General features: G+C 37.8%; 19 protein-coding genes. 5 read left to right on the top strand and 14 right to left on the bottom strand.

What is annotated here, in order from left to right; all coding sequences use genetic code 11:
- Window positions 1-407: 407 nt before the first annotated feature.
- The 3 genes from H7T98_RS01295 to H7T98_RS01305 all read left to right on the top strand — a co-directional run bounded on the left by H7T98_RS01295 (window position 408) and on the right by H7T98_RS01305 (window position 2,833).
- Window positions 408-779: a hypothetical protein gene (locus H7T98_RS01295; RefSeq protein WP_037604021.1), complete on the top strand. Its 372-nt coding sequence runs from the start codon at window positions 408-410 to the stop codon at window positions 777-779.
- Between the two features lie 43 nt (window positions 780-822).
- Window positions 823-1,848, top strand: coding sequence for a DUF389 domain-containing protein (locus tag H7T98_RS01300; RefSeq protein WP_073686253.1), 1,026 nt, complete (start codon window positions 823-825; stop codon window positions 1,846-1,848).
- 103 nt (window positions 1,849-1,951) lie between these two features.
- On the top strand, window positions 1,952-2,833 hold the full coding sequence (locus tag H7T98_RS01305) for a diacylglycerol/lipid kinase family protein (RefSeq protein WP_002886150.1): 882 nt from the start codon (window positions 1,952-1,954) through the stop codon (window positions 2,831-2,833).
- Window positions 2,834-3,126: 293 nt separating this feature from the next.
- Here H7T98_RS01305 and H7T98_RS01310 read toward each other — a convergent pair whose 3' ends face one another.
- The 9 genes from H7T98_RS01310 to H7T98_RS01350 form a co-directional block, all read right to left on the bottom strand.
- Window positions 3,127-3,816, bottom strand: coding sequence for an alpha/beta hydrolase-fold protein (locus H7T98_RS01310; RefSeq protein WP_037611460.1), 690 nt, complete (start codon window positions 3,814-3,816; stop codon window positions 3,127-3,129).
- Window positions 3,797-4,813, bottom strand: a complete 1,017-nt coding sequence (locus tag H7T98_RS01315; RefSeq protein ID WP_175057490.1) for an ABC transporter substrate-binding protein — start codon at window positions 4,811-4,813, stop codon at window positions 3,797-3,799. Before H7T98_RS01315 ends, H7T98_RS01310 begins: the two co-directional genes overlap by 20 nt.
- A gap of 20 nt (window positions 4,814-4,833) precedes the next feature.
- On the bottom strand, window positions 4,834-5,589 hold the full coding sequence (locus H7T98_RS01320; RefSeq protein WP_201043333.1) for an ABC transporter ATP-binding protein: 756 nt from the start codon (window positions 5,587-5,589) through the stop codon (window positions 4,834-4,836).
- A 4-nt stretch (window positions 5,590-5,593) separates the two neighbouring features.
- Window positions 5,594-6,637, bottom strand: a complete 1,044-nt coding sequence (locus H7T98_RS01325) for a FecCD family ABC transporter permease (RefSeq protein WP_201043331.1) — start codon at window positions 6,635-6,637, stop codon at window positions 5,594-5,596.
- Between the two features lie 121 nt (window positions 6,638-6,758).
- Window positions 6,759-7,508, bottom strand: a complete 750-nt coding sequence (locus H7T98_RS01330; protein WP_201043329.1) for a CPBP family intramembrane glutamic endopeptidase — start codon at window positions 7,506-7,508, stop codon at window positions 6,759-6,761.
- Window positions 7,509-7,556: 48 nt separating this feature from the next.
- Window positions 7,557-8,396 (bottom strand): DUF4300 family protein, encoded by an 840-nt coding sequence (locus H7T98_RS01335; RefSeq protein ID WP_201043327.1) that lies wholly within the window; start codon window positions 8,394-8,396, stop codon window positions 7,557-7,559.
- A gap of 166 nt (window positions 8,397-8,562) precedes the next feature.
- Window positions 8,563-8,835 (bottom strand): hypothetical protein, encoded by a 273-nt coding sequence (locus H7T98_RS01340; RefSeq protein WP_195917831.1) that lies wholly within the window; start codon window positions 8,833-8,835, stop codon window positions 8,563-8,565.
- A gap of 123 nt (window positions 8,836-8,958) precedes the next feature.
- Window positions 8,959-9,594 (bottom strand): copper homeostasis protein CutC, encoded by a 636-nt coding sequence (locus H7T98_RS01345; RefSeq protein ID WP_003094690.1) that lies wholly within the window; start codon window positions 9,592-9,594, stop codon window positions 8,959-8,961.
- A 34-nt stretch (window positions 9,595-9,628) separates the two neighbouring features.
- On the bottom strand, window positions 9,629-10,198 hold the full coding sequence (locus H7T98_RS01350; protein ID WP_195917833.1) for a TetR/AcrR family transcriptional regulator: 570 nt from the start codon (window positions 10,196-10,198) through the stop codon (window positions 9,629-9,631).
- A gap of 126 nt (window positions 10,199-10,324) precedes the next feature.
- On the opposite strand from H7T98_RS01350, the gene H7T98_RS01355 reads away from it, so the two are divergent.
- Window positions 10,325-11,167, top strand: a complete 843-nt coding sequence (locus H7T98_RS01355; protein ID WP_003093981.1) for a DegV family protein — start codon at window positions 10,325-10,327, stop codon at window positions 11,165-11,167.
- Window positions 11,168-11,396: 229 nt separating this feature from the next.
- Window positions 11,397-12,569, top strand: a complete 1,173-nt coding sequence (locus tag H7T98_RS01360; protein ID WP_175057487.1) for an MFS transporter — start codon at window positions 11,397-11,399, stop codon at window positions 12,567-12,569.
- Window positions 12,570-12,712: 143 nt separating this feature from the next.
- Here H7T98_RS01360 and H7T98_RS01365 read toward each other — a convergent pair whose 3' ends face one another.
- The 5 genes from H7T98_RS01365 to H7T98_RS01385 all read right to left on the bottom strand — a co-directional run bounded on the left by H7T98_RS01365 (window position 12,713) and on the right by H7T98_RS01385 (window position 17,186).
- A complete protein-coding gene (locus H7T98_RS01365) occupies window positions 12,713-13,450 on the bottom strand; it encodes a DUF4336 domain-containing protein (protein ID WP_175057486.1) in 738 nt (245 codons plus the stop codon).
- A gap of 32 nt (window positions 13,451-13,482) precedes the next feature.
- Window positions 13,483-14,259: an alpha/beta fold hydrolase gene (locus H7T98_RS01370; RefSeq protein WP_201043325.1), complete on the bottom strand. Its 777-nt coding sequence runs from the start codon at window positions 14,257-14,259 to the stop codon at window positions 13,483-13,485.
- A 131-nt stretch (window positions 14,260-14,390) separates the two neighbouring features.
- Entirely contained in the window at window positions 14,391-14,564 is a 174-nt protein-coding gene (locus H7T98_RS10245) for a hypothetical protein (protein ID WP_002890505.1), read from the bottom strand.
- A gap of 199 nt (window positions 14,565-14,763) precedes the next feature.
- Window positions 14,764-16,446 (bottom strand): ABC transporter ATP-binding protein, encoded by a 1,683-nt coding sequence (locus tag H7T98_RS01380; RefSeq protein WP_002890503.1) that lies wholly within the window; start codon window positions 16,444-16,446, stop codon window positions 14,764-14,766.
- A gap of 2 nt (window positions 16,447-16,448) precedes the next feature.
- On the bottom strand, window positions 16,449-17,186 hold the full coding sequence (locus tag H7T98_RS01385; protein WP_002890501.1) for an ABC transporter ATP-binding protein: 738 nt from the start codon (window positions 17,184-17,186) through the stop codon (window positions 16,449-16,451).
- Window positions 17,187-17,206 lie beyond the last annotated feature (20 nt).

The following is a 17,206-nucleotide window of genomic DNA, read 5'->3' on the forward strand; positions in this document are numbered from 1 at the left end:
ACTCTACATTTATAGTTATTATTATCAGACCATTCTGATAATTGAATGATTCATCAATAAAACATTTGATTATGTTGGTATGACCATAAGATTTTTAGCCAATTAAAACGTTAAAAAAACTCCCTAAGAAGTGAGAGTGACGAAAGTGGAAATAAAATGTATAATTGAAATATGTAAACCCTTACACACTTTTTCTTTATGAAGTATCATCCAATAAAAAACCTAAATCATACACAGGATACTGTGTTATTTTCAGTAGGAGTTTAAAATTCAAAAAGGAGATAATTATGGATATTAGAGAAACATTGAATCGTCAGGATTACACTAAATTAGACGAATTTAGTAAACAACTTGAGGGCTTTGAAGGACTCTTTGCAGACAAGGATTTGCTTGAAATGCGTCAGGAATTGGCCAAAATTAATAAGGATGAGGTCGTTGGTTTATGCTCAGAAATTAATGGATATAAAACAGGTTTTATGGATGCATTAACCCTATTGGATTCTGAAATAGATTTGCAAGCTTTCAAAGAATTGTTTGAGAAGTGGTGGATTGATTATGAATTTGATCAACGTATAAATGTACTACTTGGTCAATATCCTTATACCAATTTTGAGGAGAGAATTGATTATGAATTGAAAGAAGAATATGGAACAAGCTCTCGTAAAGAAGTTGCAAAAATAATGATTGACGATTTAGAAACATCATCAGAGGACGAAGCTAAAAAGTTATTTCTTCAGGAAATCCTTTCCTTACAAAAGAGATCAAACGATACCGATTAACTTCTTCAAAAGTTGACTATAGTAACAAAGAGGGAGTACTGTTATGGAAAAAGTTTTGAAGGATGGTAAACTTTATTCTCTAATAGAATTTAGGGACAAAATCTATGAGGATTTAGATTTATCAAAAAGTGACTTAACCACTTTATTGTGTGCGATATTGATTGCATCTATTGGTTTGAATATGAATTCTATTCCAACAATCATAGGGGCAATGTTGATTTCTCCATTGATGACACCTATCCTTGGAGTAGGTTTTGCGTTAGCAATATTAGATACAAAACTTCTCAAAAAATCGTTTAAAGTTCTTTTTATTCAAGTTGCAGTAAGCCTTTTAGCCTCTACACTTTATTTTTTACTTTCGCCCATTTCTTACGCAAGTACGGAAATTATTGCTAGAACTTCGCCCACAATTTGGGACGTTGTAATAGCATTCGTCGGTGGATTAGCCGGCATTATTGGAGCACGAAAGAAAGAAGCTAATAACATTGTTCCTGGTGTCGCCATTGCAACTGCTCTTATGCCACCCGTTTGTACCGTGGGGTATTCTATTGCCACAGGAAATCTTGAGTATATGATAGGGGCGTCATATTTGTTCTCCATTAACTGCAGTTTTATTATGATTGCTACATATATTGGCACTAATGTGATGATGGTTAATAATCCTTATGTTAAACATAATCGTGAAGCCTCTAAAATGCGAAAAATATTAATTCTAGTCTCGCTTGTTCTTATTATTCCAAGTTTAGCTTCTGCAACTACCTTAGTTAGAGATACGCTAATCAATGAGTCTATCAATAATTATCTATCTGATCAATTTGAAAACCATACTATTTTGAAAAAGAAATATAGTAAAGAAAATAATACACTAAAGCTAACCATTTCAGGTAAATATCTTTCAGAAGCTGAGTTACAAGGTATCATTAACAAACAAAATGAATATGGTTTGAAAAATATCTCGATTCAGGTTTCACAATTAACAAATGATAGATTAACTGAAAAAGAATTAGTCGACTACATCATTCAATATAAAAACGATGATGATCTTCAACAAATAGAAAAGGATAAGTAAAAAGAATCCCCAAATAACAACAAGTAATGTGAGATATTAATTTGATAAGCATAAGAAACCGTTGAAAAGTATTGTCACTAGTAGTCCATAGGAGAAAATAGCAATGAAAAAAGTAATGATAATTATTAATCCAACTTCTGGAGGAGAAACAGCATTAGATTATAAAGAGATCTTGGAGAATAAGGCTAAAGAGTATTTTGATTATGTTGAAACTAAGATTACGCAAAAAGCCAAAGATGCAACTCAATTTGCTGAAAAAGCCTCTAAAGAAAAATATGATGCAGTAATTGTTTTTGGTGGAGACGGTACTGTAAATGAGGTTATTTCAGGGATTGCTGAAAAAAATCACATCCCAAAACTTGGGATTATTCCTGGTGGAACTGGTAATTTAATCACTAAGCTATTAGAAATCAACCAAAGTATTGATCAAGCGATTGAAGAACTTGACTTCAATTTTACTAAAACCATTGATGTTGGAAAAGCTAATCAAAATTATTTTGGCTATATTTTTAGTGTTGGATCTTTACCAGAAGCTATTCATAACGTTGATATTGAAGATAAAACAAAGTACGGTATCTTTGCATATGCAATCAATACGATGAAGTCCGTTGTAGAAGACGATGTATTTAATGTTCGTATTGAAAGCGAAAATGGCAATTATGAAGGTGAAGCTAGTCAGGTCTTAGTTCTTCTATCTAATTACTATGCAGACAAAAAACTATTTGATGAAAATACAGATGGATATGGAAATATCTTGATTTTAAAAGATGCATCCATCATTTCTAAATTATCGACTATCCCAGATTTGTTAAAAGGGGATCTAGTAGGTAACGATAATATCGAATATATCAAAGCGCGTAATATTAGGATTTCTTCAGAGGTTGAGTTAGAGTCAGATGTTGATGGAGACAAATCGGATAATCTTCCAGTAGATATAAAAATACTAGGGAACCATATCGAAGTATTCTCAGGCACCAAAGTATAGTTTTTTCCCTTCTACTTCTCCAACAAAAAAGTTTTAAATTATATAAGTTACTGCATCAGCAACAATAATAGTCCTGTCCTTTTTGAAGTTAGGATATAAGTCAAAGGTAAATAAATTACCTTTAATATACAGAGTTAAGGCGTCTTTTGATTCATGTCTAAAAACTTTTCGGAAGCATCAACTGTGATGGTAGTTTTCGAGCATAACAAAAAGTAGTGAAGAGATTCCATCGTCGGAATTTTCTTCACTACTTTTTTAGTCTGTCTAGTGCTCTTTCTTACACCATGTTAAAACTAAAGCTTCCACTGCTCAATCAACCAATCCGAAAAAGCGTCATATCTTTTTTGGAGATGGTCATGATGTCCGTAGGGGTCAAATGCTGAATAAGTAGACACGCTCTGTTTTTTGATAAGTTCATGCACTTCTTTGGCATAACTAGGAGCTTTGGCCAATCTATTCTTATGATTAGCCCCCTCGGTCAAACCGTTACGTAAATAGACCGAGCAAGACTTATTGATGGGCTGGTGGGCTTTGCAGTAAGCTACAAAATTTGGATACCAGAAGGATCCACAAATGGAGAAGATCAAAGGCATCTTATCACTGCTATAAAGACTGGAAATAGCAGCCAAACCACCCAGCGAATAGCCTCCGTAAGCCATGCGACTTTCATCCAGTCGAAACTCTTGTGCGATGCTTTTGAAAATATGGCCAAATAGATGGTCATGATAGCTGGCTAGCTTACCGCCAAAATCAGGGCTTCCAGGTCTCAGAGCCTGAGCCTGCCAAGGCGTAAAATCATCCAAGCGATTCTGAGGTTCAAGCCCAACCAGGATAACAGAATCTGCGATTTTTCCCAGATACTCAAGCTGCCCATCGTTCAAAAAAACAACTGGATAAGCCTTCTTGAAATCATAAGACTCAGGAAGGGCAACCGTAACCTGAATGTCATGGCAGACAAAGTCTTTATTTATTAACAAAGTCATTAACCTTTTCAAGAGAATCAATCACAGATGGACCGTAATCCATAAGCTCATCATAAGAAATAGTCATGATTTTCTTGTTTTTAACGGCTGGAACATTTTCAAGAACAGCGTTCTTTTCCATCTTGTCTGTTGCTTCCTTGTCCATGGCCTTATTACGGTCACTGGTTACATAGATAATCAATTCTGGTTCCATTGACACGAGATTTTCCAGAGTCAAATCTGATGTTCCTGTCGCAACATTGGTATAACCAAGCTGATTGAGCATGCTTTCTTGAAGGGCAGATTTGTAAGTTCCAAAGGTCTCATCGTTGTAGGCACACATGATAAGAGCCTTCTTCAAGTCTTTGTCAGAAGACTTGTTTTTCTTTTTAACAGCGTCGATACGCTTTTGAAGTTGTCCCGCATACTTGTCTGCCTTGTCTTGGACGTTGAAAATGTCACCAATATTTTTAACATCTTCGATGATATTATTCAAATCTTGTTTGGTTGTTGAGACAGAAGCTTTTTGGGTATAAACAGGAATGTCGTTGCTGTTCCATGTGCTGATGGTTCCCATTGACTTGTCTGAGAACATCATATTACGACCAATAAGAGCATCTGGTCCGTAAGCCAAGATGGCTTCTTGAGAAATTGTTTTCTTATCACCGATATGTGGGATTGAAGCAATGTCATCCTTATATTTATCGGTTACTTCATTGTCGGGGTTAAGCATACCGACAATTTTGTCTTTCAAACCAAGCTCAATCAAGATTTCAGTTGATGAAAGGTTATTGGTGATAACCTTTTCTGGTGCCTTTTTGAAGACTTGATCTAGCTCAGTTCCTTTATCGTCATAAGTTTTGACAGTCAAAGGATACTGGGTTTCTGAGTTAGTCTTTTTCACCGTTTCTTTTGCTGCTGATGACGATGATGTGCTGTTTTTATATGTAGAACTGCATGCTGTCAATGTGAGGACTGCTGCAGCGATTAATGCGATACGAAATGTTTTCTTGTTCATAAGGCCTTCCTTTCCTAGGCTTATAAATACTGAATCATTGCCTGCTGGTCATCTGTCCAAGTAATACGACTCTGAACATCATAAACCGCCTGCAAGGATTGTGGGGTTACGGCATCCCTTGGGACACCTTGGGCAACAATCTCACCCCCTTTCATTAAGTAGATATAATCTGAAAAACGACAGGCCAATTGAATATCGTGGAGAACTGCCAGAACATTAATGCCGAGTTCCTTGACCAGGGCCAACATCTCCAACTGATACTTAATGTCCAAATGATTAGTAGGCTCATCCAATAAAAGGAGTTTAGGTTCCTGAGCCAAGGCACGCGCCAGGATGACTCTTTGTTTTTCGCCACCTGATAAGGACGAATAATAGCGGGCCTTCTTTTCAGACATGCCAACCTTGTCTAGGGCATCCTGAACGAGGACGTAATCTCGCTCCGATTCTTTTTGCAGAAAGGAAAGATGAGGCGTTCGGCCAAGCATGACAATTTCTTCCACCGTACAATCAAACTGAAGGGTGTTAAACTGTGTCACAACGGCCATTTCTTTTGCTGTTTCCTTGAGGCTTACCAGATCTAGGGATTTTCCATCAAGAAAAATCTGACCGCTATCTGGTTTCAACTGGCGGTAAATGGTTTTAAGCAAGGTTGATTTCCCACTCCCATTTGGTCCCAGTATAGTCTGGAATTGCCCACCTTTAACCTCTAGAGAGACACCGTTTAGGATTTTTTTCTCTCCAATCGAATAATGAATATCCTTACACTTTACATCCATAAGACTAAACCACCTTCCTACGATTTCTAGTCACAATATAAACAAAGAAAGGTGCGCCAACTAAGGCTGTAAAGATACCGATAGGTAGCTCTGCATTTTTGACGAGGATTCTAGCCAAGACATCTGCCCAAACCACAAACAAGGAGCCTAAGAGCGTCGCCACTGGAAAAAGCTTACGATAGTTAGTCCCGACTAAACTTCTAGCAATATGAGGGGTAATCAAGCCGACAAAGCCGATAATCCCACAGCTAGCAACCAAGACAGCCGTTATGACCGCAACAATGGCAATGTAAAGATACCAGTAGAGTTTAAGTGGAATCCCTAAAGTCAAAGCTGCCTCATCTCCCATCATCATGGCATTGAAGACACGATACTGAGTTGAGAAAAAGAGAAAGGCCAAACCAACCACTACTGCTGGAAGCGTCAAATCTGACCAAGATGTTCCTGTCAATGAACCCATGGTCCAAAACTTAATGGTCATGACACTGTCTGCTGTCGCTCCAATAGAGATTATAAAATTGGCAAAGGCAATAAAGAGGGCATTAACAACTGTTCCAGATAAAATCAGGCCAGATGTGGTCACTCTCCCCTGCATAGAGGCAATGATTAAGACAAGAACCGTCGCTAGGATAGCCCCCACAAAGGCACCCAAGCCTACCACAGCCTTAAGGCCTAAAATGATGGCCAAGGTTGCTCCAAAAGTTGCCCCTGCCGAGATTCCCAGGATATAGGGTTCGGCAATCGGATTATTAACGGTTGACTGCATGACACTACCAGACATGGAAAGGCCTGCACCAACTATTAACCCTAGGAGAACCCTAGGAACTCGCATATTCCAGATAATAGCTTCAAGTGGCTTGGCTATGCTATGACTGGCCATCGGAAGCCCCAATTTACTGAAGATGACACCATAGGTATCACCTATATCTATAGTGACCGCCCCTAAAGACACTGCTACAAAAACTGACGCTACTAGTAAAAGTAGAAGCAAACAGAGCAGGCTTAGGTAGCGGGAAAAAACAAGGTGTTTTGTTTTTTTAAAAGGCATTAGCACCTCCTTTCCACCTGTAATGTCAGAAAATTTTGACAATACTCTTCTAGTATAACATGCCTCAAAAAGATGGGCAAGGTCATTTGAGTGGAAAACAAGAGCAGTCACATAACTGCTCTTAGGATTTAACCTTCTCCATACTGCTACTAGCAATTTTCATGGCAAGAAGAATTATCAACACCTTAATCACAAGGGACAACCAAAGGCTCTCCGCTGATGACAGTTGCGATAAAGCATTGATAAGCGCATGTGTCATCACACAAAGCCAAAGGCTTCTGGTGTTTGTATAAATGGCGGATAAGATAAAACAGTTGCTTAATAAACCTAGCAAAAATGGCAATAAATGAATCGTGGACATAGACCCATCAATGTAAAAATAGAGCAAATGCCATAGTGACCAGGCTACAAAGGTACAAAGTGTGGACACTAGATAGGTCAACTTTTCTTGTAAGGCAGACTGGAAAAAATAGCGCCAACCGATTTCTTCGATACCACCAAAGACAAGGGCTTTACAAAATAACATAATGGGGAGATACCAAACTTGGAAAATCATCCCTCCACTCAAGACTAATGGTAAAAAATCCAAACCTAGAAAAATGAGGACTAAGAAATAGTTACTAAGAGGCTGTTTGACTTGGAAAAAATCTCTGACAAGTTGTTTAAAACTGGAGTGATGATAGCGGATGCTAACATAGCCTCCCCAAATAGCTGATGACAATCCACCTAAGATAAGGGTAAAAAGGCCAATTGGAGTTCCATAATCAACCCTAACTCCTCCTGCTCTTAGCAGCCAAACTAGGAGACTGACCAGTAAGATCTGTCCAAGGGTCCCCGCCAGATAAAGCAACAAGGCTCGTTTTCTTTTCATATCTTGCTTCCTTTTCTTGCCTATAAAAAACCTTCTTCTCACGTTAAGCTAGTCCATATCCACCCATTTGTCATTGTCCATGATAAAGGGTTTGGCTAGACCTGGTCCAGTATAGTCCTTGTACTTGGTTGTGAGATACTTGTAGCAATCTTTCTTACTAGCAAATTTTATAGCTTGGTAGGGCTCTTCGAAGGTCAATTTTTCAACAAATAAGTAACCATCTGTCGTAGGTACCAAGACTCCGACGTGACCGACAAAAAGGGAATCTCCATCCAGATTATCGTGAACAACAACCGACAGCATGCGTGCCTTGTCATCAAAGGTAAACTGCTTGTAGTAATCCTCCATATGCTTGGCATGAATCTTGACATCTTGGGTGGCTTCAGTCTTGACCCTTGAAAAAAGAATCTCAAAATTTTCCTGATCCTTGGCATCAAAGAGCTTGCCCTTGTCAATCGCATCCTTATCTTGGAAAAGGAGCTCACTATCACTTTTGACTTTTGGAATCTTGATTTTGCCTTTCAGTAGCGTGTAGGTGTTGATACGGCAGTTGGTACCGATAAAGTCACCATGCTTGGCTGTCCACAGGCTACTGATTTTTTCCACATCATAGTCTGTTTTGGTAAATGGCGCAAAACTCCCAGAAAGACCTACAGAACCCACGGTGTCATTGTAATCCGTGACGAGATTGATAAAGTTATCCACACTCTCCTCGTTCAAATGTTTTGAGAGTATGGCTCGCACCTCACTAATACTAGCCTTACTATTAAGATTGGAGTAATTTGCTTGCTCCTCTTTTTTGTGGAGATGTGCAAAAACTGCTAAACCGATAAGTAGCAAGCTAGAGATAGATAAAAGAATTAGCGTCTGTTTTTTTAGATGTTTCATAGGCGCCTCCTTGGCTTCATTATACCAGATTTTGACATCTACTTATTCTCAGAATACTTTTTGCAGTGTAAAAATGTCATTGAAACTCAATGAGTGCCTCAGGGTAGCCGTTAGGAACGAAAAAAACTGCAAGCAAGTAGCCGCAGTTTGTGTATAAACTTGGTTCTTATTTCTGAGTATTGCCAAGTTTTTTAAGATAAGTATAGCCCAGATAGAAAAAGAAAAGCGCTAAAAGAATAAAGAACCCCATGACGAGTTTGGTCCCACCTAATTGATAGGCAATGTAAACAAAAGTATTAACCTTGATCTGACCACCCGTTTTTTCCAATAGCGAAAGGCTCTGTGAGTAATAGTGACCAAGCCAAATAGCTCCTAACCCTAATAACGGATAAAGAATGACACCCAAGACAGGGTTCTTTTTTAACAAATTATCTAACATACATCCCCCAATTTTTTTAATGCTATAGTAATAGCTTATCAAAGAATGACTAGAAAAGCAAAGTGCCTCCCATTGCACAAAAATCAAAAGGAACCGGGCCAAGAAGCTGGTTCCATTGTAAATCTAAAAGACGACACGTGTTCCATGAACTTGCTCAAGACCAAGTATGGCAAGAAATTGGTCACGATTAGCCACGGAGATACCACCTCCTGCTAAAATATCCAACTGACCGTCTGCTAGCTGAACCAATTCTGCATAACGTTTCAAGCGTAAGTCTAGAGCAGTCTCAGGAGTTCCAGCACGGGTGAGAAGACGCGTCACACCGTGGTCCTTAAGCCACTGAATAGCACTAGACTGAGCTGCTTTAGGGATTTGGTCAAAGGCCATATGCATGGTGACCTCTAGGTCTCGACTAGCATCTAACAAGGTCTTTAGAGCTTCTGTATCGAGTTGGTTTTCTGAAGTCAAAGCACCTAGTGCAAAGCCGTCAACACCCAATTCACGCGCACACTTGATATCTTCTAGCATGATAGCTAATTCCTGCTGGCTATAGACAAAGTCGCCCCCTCGTGGACGAATCATCACAATCACCTTAGCCTGATAATCCTTGGCCAACCCAACAGCCGCCTTTATGACACCATAAGAAGGTGTCGTGCCTCCAACAGCCAGATTATCACACAACTCCACGCGTTGAGCACCGGCTTGAAAAGCTTTTTCTAAGTAAGTCACATTCTCTGCACAAAATTCATATATTGGCATACTGAACCTCCAATTAGTTGTAGTAGCAAGGGGATTATTTCTTCTTTTGTGGAAAAAGCGGGAGACCAAGTTTGGCAATCTTTTCAGCTGGGGTCTTCATGCCATCCTTGACCCATTTGGAAATCACTGAGACAATAGCTGAGCTCCAAAAGGAATTGAGGTAGCTACCGGCACCATTTGATGAGCTACCATTTCGTTTTTCCAAAAAATCATAAACTGCCTTGGTCAATACCTGCTCAAAATTATAATCAATGGCAAGACTGATGATTTTGGCTTCTTCTTTGACTTCCTTAAGGAGATAAACCCAGACTTGGTAAAGATCCGTCTTGAGATTATAGCTGTCCAAGGACTTAGTAATCTTTGTAATGCAAGACTCAAAAATAGATTTTAAAATCTCTTCCTTAGAACCATAATTGCGATAAAAGGCAGCACGAGATACACCCGCACGCTCAACCAGTTCCGATATGGTAATCTTTTTAAAGTCTTTTTTCTCCAACAATTGCAGGAGAGAAATTTCGATGGATTCTCGTGTAATTGCTTTATTTTCTTGGTTAAATCGTTTGAGATTTTCCAAGGATTTCTCTGAGATTTTTCTTTCTGCCATAACATTCACTTTCTATCTGTCACACCTGATGAGATCTACTATGATAGCAATGCACTTCATGATAAAATTGTAAAAGAAGACAAAACACTTGTCAATGTACATTATGCAGATATGAGGTATAAACCTATGAAATGGAAAATTATTGCGGATTCAGGCTGTGACTACCGTTCTTTAGACAATCTGGCACCAGATACGGAGTTTGTCAGTGTTCCTTTGACTATCCAAGTGGGCGAAACCATTTACAGGGATGATGCCCAACTCAATATTGATCAAATGATGGAGGAGATGTATGCGACTACAACTGCTTCCAAATCTGCTTGTCCAAGTCCTGATGACTATATGAAGTCCTTTGAAGGAGCGGACAATATAGTTGTCGTGACAATCACTGGAACCCTTTCTGGTAGCTACAATAGTGCTGAAATTGCTAAGAAAATTTATCTGGAAGAGCATCCTGATACCAAGATTCACGTGATTGATAGTCTATCAGCTGGTGGCGAGGTCGACCTTCTCGTTCGTAAACTCAATCACTTAGTTGCTGAAGGCCTTGAGTTCGACCAAGTCCTTGATGCCATCACAGCTTACCAAGCCAAAACTAAGTTGCTCTTTGTTTTAGCCAAAGTTGATAATTTGGTGAAGAATGGTCGTCTAAGTAAACTGGTTGGCACCGTTGTTGGACTCCTCAATATCCGTATGGTCGGTGAAGCTAGTAAGACTGGTACCCTAGAGTTGCTTCAAAAAGCTCGTGGCCAAAAGAAAGCTATCAAAGCTGCCTTTGATGAACTGATCAAGGCTGGTTATACAGGTGGACATATTACGATTGCCCACCGCAACAATGACAAATTTATCGAGCAATTCTCTGCATTGGTTCGTGAAAAATTTGCCCAAGCAAGCATCGAAGTCCTTCCTACTTCTGGACTTTGTAGTTTTTATGCCGAAGAAGGTGGACTCCTCATGGGGTATGAAATTTAAAAAAATATCGAAAAGAGGTTGGACTAGATGTTCAGCCTTTTTAAAATAAAATGATGTTATTAGATAATCAGTAGAATAAAATTTTATAACTAAAGATTCTCTCTTTTTCTTTGCGACAATGTAGTGTAATCGCTTTCATTACCCCCATCATTTATGGTAAGATGAAAGTGACGCATTAGTGTCATATTCTTATCAATTTAAATACCCTTATTAAACATGGAGATGCTTTATGAAACAGAAACATTCACATTTTCTAATCCCTGGAATCCTTCTTCTAGGAATCGTTTTGCGGGCTCCGTTCACAACCTTATCCACTGTCTTATCAGACATTGCTTCTGGTCTAGGTATTGAGGTCAGTTCCCTCGGTCTCTTGACAAGTCTGCCTCTCTTGACCTTTGCAATATTCTCGCCTTTTGCGGCCAGCTGGGCCAAACGCTTTGGTATCGAAAGACTCTTCCTCGGTGTTTTAATTGTGATGACTATTGGTTCGGCTCTGCGTACCGTCAATCTCCCTCTTCTTTATGTGGGAACGCTTTTAGTCGGAGCTGGGATTGCCTTTATCAACGTCCTTCTCCCAAGCCTAATTCAGGCTAATGAACCAAATCAGTTAGGATTCTTAACTACACTCTATATTACAGCCATGGGCTTGTCCACAGCCGTGGCTTCATCGGTAGCCGTTCCAATCACTAAAGCAACCTCATGGCAAGGCTTGGTCTGGGTATTGACAGCAGTCTGTGCCTTGGCTCTTGTGGTTTGGCTTCCTAATGTCCGTCACAATCATTATTTAGAACAAGATACTTCTACTAACGAAAATTCAGGCAGTTGGTATAAGAGTGGCAAAGTCTGGGCCATCATGATTTTCGGTGGATTACAGTCACTCTTCTTCTATACCACTATCACTTGGCTTCCAACCATGGCCACTCAAGCTGGTGCCGGCGAAGCCAATGCCGGAATTCTAGCTTCCGTTTTCACACTGACAAGTATTCCATTCTCTATGATCGTTCCTAGCCTAATCACTAAACTTGCTGATCGTAACCGCCATTTGATGCTAGTGATTACCGTCCTAGCAGGATTCGTCGGAGTTGCCATGCTCCTAGTCAATACAGACAGCTTTGTGTATTGGTTGGTCCTTAACCTCTTAATCGGAAGTTCTGCTAGTGTCCTATTCCCTTACATGATGGTTGCCTTTTCAATGAAGGCTAGCACCCATGAAAAAACAGCCCAACTATCAGGTTTAGCCCAAACCGGAGGCTATATCTTTGCGGCCCTTGGACCAGTTTTGTTTGGTTCAAGCAAACAACTCTTTAACTCTTGGACCCCTGCTATTTTAATTCTTCTTGTCTTGACCCTAATCATGGGAATAGCCCTCTACAAAGTTGAAAAAACAGATGTTATTTTGTAGGTGAAGAACCAATAAAAGAAAATGCCCCACAAGTTGTAGCTTGTGGGGTGTTATTTTGCGTGCGGCGAATGAATGAAACTTTTAAATACAGAGGTCGAAGTATTCGTATTTGTCTTTCGACAAGTTCCCTTAACCACATAACCCTATTTTTCTAGCCAGAAGAACGATTGCTTTAACATCTCTTTTGCTTGTCCAATGATACACGGTCCATGAGAAATAATAATATTCTTAGGTTCCCATTTCTTTATTTTGTGATAGCTCCTCAAAGCTTGTTTTTTACCAAATAAGAAACTTAGTCTTAAATCTCTTGGTGTTTTACCATTTGGATAGTGATTATCACCTATTTTAAAAAGTAGCTTTTCAAAAAGCGATAAATTCTCAGCTTCTATATTTTCAATAAGATCCGTTAAAATCAAAGTTGAACTTTCAGTATGGAAAAAAACAACCTCTTTCACATAAAAACTTCCCTCAAATGTCATAAAAAGAATTTCTTCGTTCCAATTGGCTTTCTCTAGTTCATGACCATAATCTAAATTCATTCCCGATTTTCTGGCACGCTTTTGAACACCACGAGCTAGCCATACTTCTGCTTCCGGAAATAGTTCATGCCACTCATTTATATAACTATAATGTAAGACATTGGGTGCGATAAGGTGTTTTACCTCACCTAATTGCTTGATTTCAAAAAGTAAATTATCACTAGGCTTAATCGGTGAATGCACCCAAAGACCACCATTCTGCAGACGGATAACTGTCATTCTAGTTGAAAAAGGCACTTTGAAGAGTTTGAAATTCATCAGTACTTCTTCCCCATCTACAATCCATAGGTTATCTGCTATCTTTTTTAAGGAATTAAGCGGACTATATTTTTTGACTTCCATGAGACTCTGCTTTCTAAATTAATAAAGTTTAATCAATTATTATTCTTCAAAAATGGAACAACCAAGTCAATCCACTCTTGAGGTAGGTAGGCTGATAAATAGCCGTGATTATATCCTTTTGCCTCAAACAAGATAGTGTTGGGATGCAGCTGCTCAAATAACCTAGCTGACTCCTTAACACATTTCAATTCTTTTTCACCATAAATATAGAGAACCTGCGCCTTACTTTTAGAAATCCTACTCTTCAACTTATAATGCCCCATATAAGTTGAAGAGATGGTCACTAATGTTTTGATAGGCGTCCTTGGCATATCCTCCATATAAAAATTTTTTATCTCGTCTGGGTAAGCTAATTGGGGATAGAATTTATTCATTAAGCTTAACTGAAGTTTACAAGAGGATTTACTAAACATCAGTTTACCAAATAAAGATACCAAAAAGATGCTAAATCTCGCCAACCTTGGCTGAGGAATACAGATACTTCCGTCTATGATAGCTTTCTCAGCTATATCGCTGTCTAAGGACAAAAGTTCCATAGCAATTTGACCTCCAAGTGAAACTCCACCTAAAGCAAACAGTTTTCCATCACAATTCTCTTTGATATAGTCTAGGATTTCTAAGGCAGAATCTTCAGTAGAAACATAATCAAGTTGATATTCTTCACCGTGACCATTAAGTGTAGGTAAAATGACATGGTAATTATGAGACAGGAGACGAGCTTGTCTAAGATAATTCCACCAAGAGCTACCCCCACCATGTATCAATAAAATGGGAGGCAAATTTTTATCACCAAACTCATGAAATTTCATATTTGATACCCTCCAAAATGTCTCATATAGACAGTACTATATTTACTTGAAAGTCTATGTTCACCTTTATTATTCTACTATTTACTCTGCTTAGCTCTGTTACAAGTAAGAGAGACAATATCGCAACCTACCTAGTCAAGGCCAAATTCCTTTCTCGCATCAGCTAGAGAAGAGACTTTACCTTGAATAATTTCCTGATGCCCGACTAAAATTTTCTTTTTCAAATCCTCAAAAGCCACTTGATACGTTGCCTCTGGAAAATCACTAGACACATATTTGCTTTGGTTAACCATTATATTTTCCATTTTTCTAAGCGTTCTATTTTGTATATATTTATTGTAACATGAAGAAGAAATATGATTCAGATAAAAATATCAAATGACTTACCATAAAAAGCCCTGTCACCAAGGCTTTTCATTCTACACATTTTCTAGGCCTCACAAGCAGTGATACCGCTTCAACATGTCGTGCTAGTATACTCCTATATTATAGAACGAAAGAGAATTACACACTCAACTCAAACAACTTATAAAACTCACCTCTCCTATCCATCAAGTCACCAAAAGAACCATCTTCAACAATGACGCCACCTTTCATAAAGAGAATTCTATCGTATTTTTTCAAAATGTTCTCATTCAACTTGTGGGTTACTACAAGTGCAGTCAAATCTTGAATATCCAGGATTGAATTTTCAATTTCAGTAGTTACTTGATTATCCAAAGATGAGGTAGCCTCATCCAATAATAAGATTGGTGTTTTTCGAATTAAGGCACGCGCAATACTAAGTCTTTGTTTTTGTCCGCCAGATAGATTTGAGCCATTCTCTCCACATAAAGCTTGTAGACCAGATTCATTTTCTAAAACATAACTTTCTAAACCTGACTGCTGTACCGCTTGCTTTATTTCCTCATCAGTGAAGAATTGATTAAGAGTAATATTTGATCTTAAAGTATCATCAAAGATATAAATGTCTTGTTGAACAATAGTCATTAAGTTATAAAGGCTCCCTGCTGAAATAGCTTGCAAATCTATATTATCAATGGAGATGTGCCCACTTGTTACATCGTAAAAACGCAGTAATAGATTGAGCAAAGTTGATTTTCCACTCCCTGACATTCCTACAATTGCAATTTTTTCCCCTTTTTGAATCTTCAAAGATAAATGATTAAAAATTTTTTCTTCAGTATTAGGGTAAGAAAAGTCTATATTTGAAAAAGAAATAACATCATCGAAATATTCTTTTGTTTCACCAGTCTGAAGCTCAGTTACATCTTTTACCTCAAATGCATCTAGTGTTGCCTGACCTTCACGAAATTTACTTATTCCCATTCCAACTTCATTCAGTGGCATTACTACAAAATTGACCAGTTGAACAATAGCTGTTACACTCCCAATTGTGGTAGAGCTATTAAATACGAGATACATCCCTCCACCAAAGGCTACCAAAAAAACAATCATCCCTGAAAGCTGTGAAATAACATTAGCTAAAACGTCAAATTTCCCTTTTATAAAATTTATTTCATCAAATTTTTCACTTTCATGACTATAATCCTCACAGATAGCATCTTTCACATTAAAACTTTTAATAACAAGAAATCCTGCTAAAATATCTTTAACCTTAGCTAAATACTTCTGATCGGCAACCATAGCTCTATTTTGTAAAGAGGCTGATTTTTGTCCAATAAATCCTGAAATCATCATTGGAATAATGCTAGCAATGATAACTAATAAGGTCAAAAACCAATTACCTATAAACATAGCTAGAAGTGAAAAAATCATTAAGGAAAGGTTTTTTGAAATATTAAAATACTGGTATAGATAATCTTGCTCAATTTTCTTCATATTTTCGGTTAATACGGAAATAAATTTCCCTGATTTTTCTTTAGAAAAGTCTCTATAATCCCTATCTAAAATAGATTGGAACACCTTGTTTTTGTATCTTGACATGATTTGCCTAACAAGTTTATTTCTCAATCGAAGAGATATAAAGTTGAGTGCTGCATAGATGAAAATAACAGTAGCTCCTACTAGTACCGCTTGAGTTAAGGCTTCTTTATTTTGGGACATGCCACTATCAATAATACCTTTAATAGAATAAGCAAAAGCAACGTTAGTTAAAGGGACCAGTATATTAAATATCATGAAAGCATAAAAAGCCTTCTGATGGTTCTTTATCAATTGTTTCATCCTTAATCTACCTCATAATTCTTAATTTCATTTAGAAAATGTGACATAAAATATTCTTCTAAGTCAATATTCTCTCTCCTAATCTCTTTCATAGAAACCTGTTCTACAATTTCTCCATTTTTGATAAAGCCAATTTTATCTGCTATCTGTGAAATTTCCGATAATATATGACTCGATATTAGAATAGTAATTCCATGCTCCTTAGAAAGCGACAACAAAAGATTTCGAATTTCTTGAATCCCTATTGGATCTAAACCATTGATTGGCTCATCTAAAATTAACAATTTAGGTTTTGTTAGAAAGGCACGAGCTAAACCAAGCCTTTGCCTCATTCCTAACGAAAACTCTTTTACTTTTTTAGTCGTATTTTTTAATCCGACCATACTTAAGGCTCTTATTATATCTGATTCAATAATATTTTTTCCCATATACTGAGCGTGAATTTCCAAGATTTCTTTTGCAGTGCAATTATCATAAAAAATTGGTGATTCAATAATACTTCCAATCTGACTTAGGATTTCTTCTCTGTGTTCTTGTAGATTTTTCCCAAAAATTTCAATACTACCTGATGTAATTGTTGATAGGGATAACATACATTTCATTAACGTTGTTTTTCCAGCACCATTCGGTCCTAAAAAACCATAGATTTCTCCTTCAGCAATTTGAAGGTTGATACCACTTAAAATTTCTTCTTTATCAATTGTTTTAAAAACTTCTTTTATTTCAACGATATTTCTCATTTCTATCTCTCTTTCTATAT

The organism is Streptococcus sp. 23.2 (assembly GCF_016648665.1).
Taxonomy (GTDB): Bacteria; Bacillota; Bacilli; order Lactobacillales; family Streptococcaceae; genus Streptococcus; species Streptococcus salivarius_E.

Excerpts from the sequence above, each read along its gene's own strand:
- H7T98_RS01380 (WP_002890503.1), bottom strand. The coding sequence starts at position 16,446 with ATGAAACAATTGATAAAGAACCATCAGAAGGCTTTTTATGCTTTCATG.
- H7T98_RS01320 (WP_201043333.1), bottom strand. The coding sequence starts at position 5,589 with ATGGATGTAAAGTGTAAGGATATTCATTATTCGATTGGAGAGAAAAAA.
- H7T98_RS01370 (WP_201043325.1), bottom strand. The coding sequence starts at position 14,259 with ATGAAATTTCATGAGTTTGGTGATAAAAATTTGCCTCCCATTTTATTG.
- H7T98_RS01335 (WP_201043327.1), bottom strand. The coding sequence starts at position 8,396 with ATGAAACATCTAAAAAAACAGACGCTAATTCTTTTATCTATCTCTAGC.
- H7T98_RS01345 (WP_003094690.1), bottom strand. The coding sequence starts at position 9,594 with ATGCCAATATATGAATTTTGTGCAGAGAATGTGACTTACTTAGAAAAA.
- H7T98_RS01310 (WP_037611460.1), bottom strand. The coding sequence starts at position 3,816 with ATGACTTTGTTAATAAATAAAGACTTTGTCTGCCATGACATTCAGGTT.
- H7T98_RS01330 (WP_201043329.1), bottom strand. The coding sequence starts at position 7,508 with ATGAAAAGAAAACGAGCCTTGTTGCTTTATCTGGCGGGGACCCTTGGA.
- H7T98_RS01365 (WP_175057486.1), bottom strand. The coding sequence starts at position 13,450 with ATGGAAGTCAAAAAATATAGTCCGCTTAATTCCTTAAAAAAGATAGCA.
- H7T98_RS01300 (WP_073686253.1), top strand. The coding sequence starts at position 823 with ATGGAAAAAGTTTTGAAGGATGGTAAACTTTATTCTCTAATAGAATTT.
- H7T98_RS01305 (WP_002886150.1), top strand. The coding sequence starts at position 1,952 with ATGAAAAAAGTAATGATAATTATTAATCCAACTTCTGGAGGAGAAACA.
- H7T98_RS10245 (WP_002890505.1), bottom strand. The coding sequence starts at position 14,564 with ATGGAAAATATAATGGTTAACCAAAGCAAATATGTGTCTAGTGATTTT.
- H7T98_RS01325 (WP_201043331.1), bottom strand. The coding sequence starts at position 6,637 with ATGCCTTTTAAAAAAACAAAACACCTTGTTTTTTCCCGCTACCTAAGC.
- H7T98_RS01315 (WP_175057490.1), bottom strand. The coding sequence starts at position 4,813 with ATGAACAAGAAAACATTTCGTATCGCATTAATCGCTGCAGCAGTCCTC.
- H7T98_RS01350 (WP_195917833.1), bottom strand. The coding sequence starts at position 10,198 with ATGGCAGAAAGAAAAATCTCAGAGAAATCCTTGGAAAATCTCAAACGA.
- H7T98_RS01385 (WP_002890501.1), bottom strand. The coding sequence starts at position 17,186 with ATGAGAAATATCGTTGAAATAAAAGAAGTTTTTAAAACAATTGATAAA.
- H7T98_RS01360 (WP_175057487.1), top strand. The coding sequence starts at position 11,397 with ATGAAACAGAAACATTCACATTTTCTAATCCCTGGAATCCTTCTTCTA.
- H7T98_RS01355 (WP_003093981.1), top strand. The coding sequence starts at position 10,325 with ATGAAATGGAAAATTATTGCGGATTCAGGCTGTGACTACCGTTCTTTA.
- H7T98_RS01340 (WP_195917831.1), bottom strand. The coding sequence starts at position 8,835 with ATGTTAGATAATTTGTTAAAAAAGAACCCTGTCTTGGGTGTCATTCTT.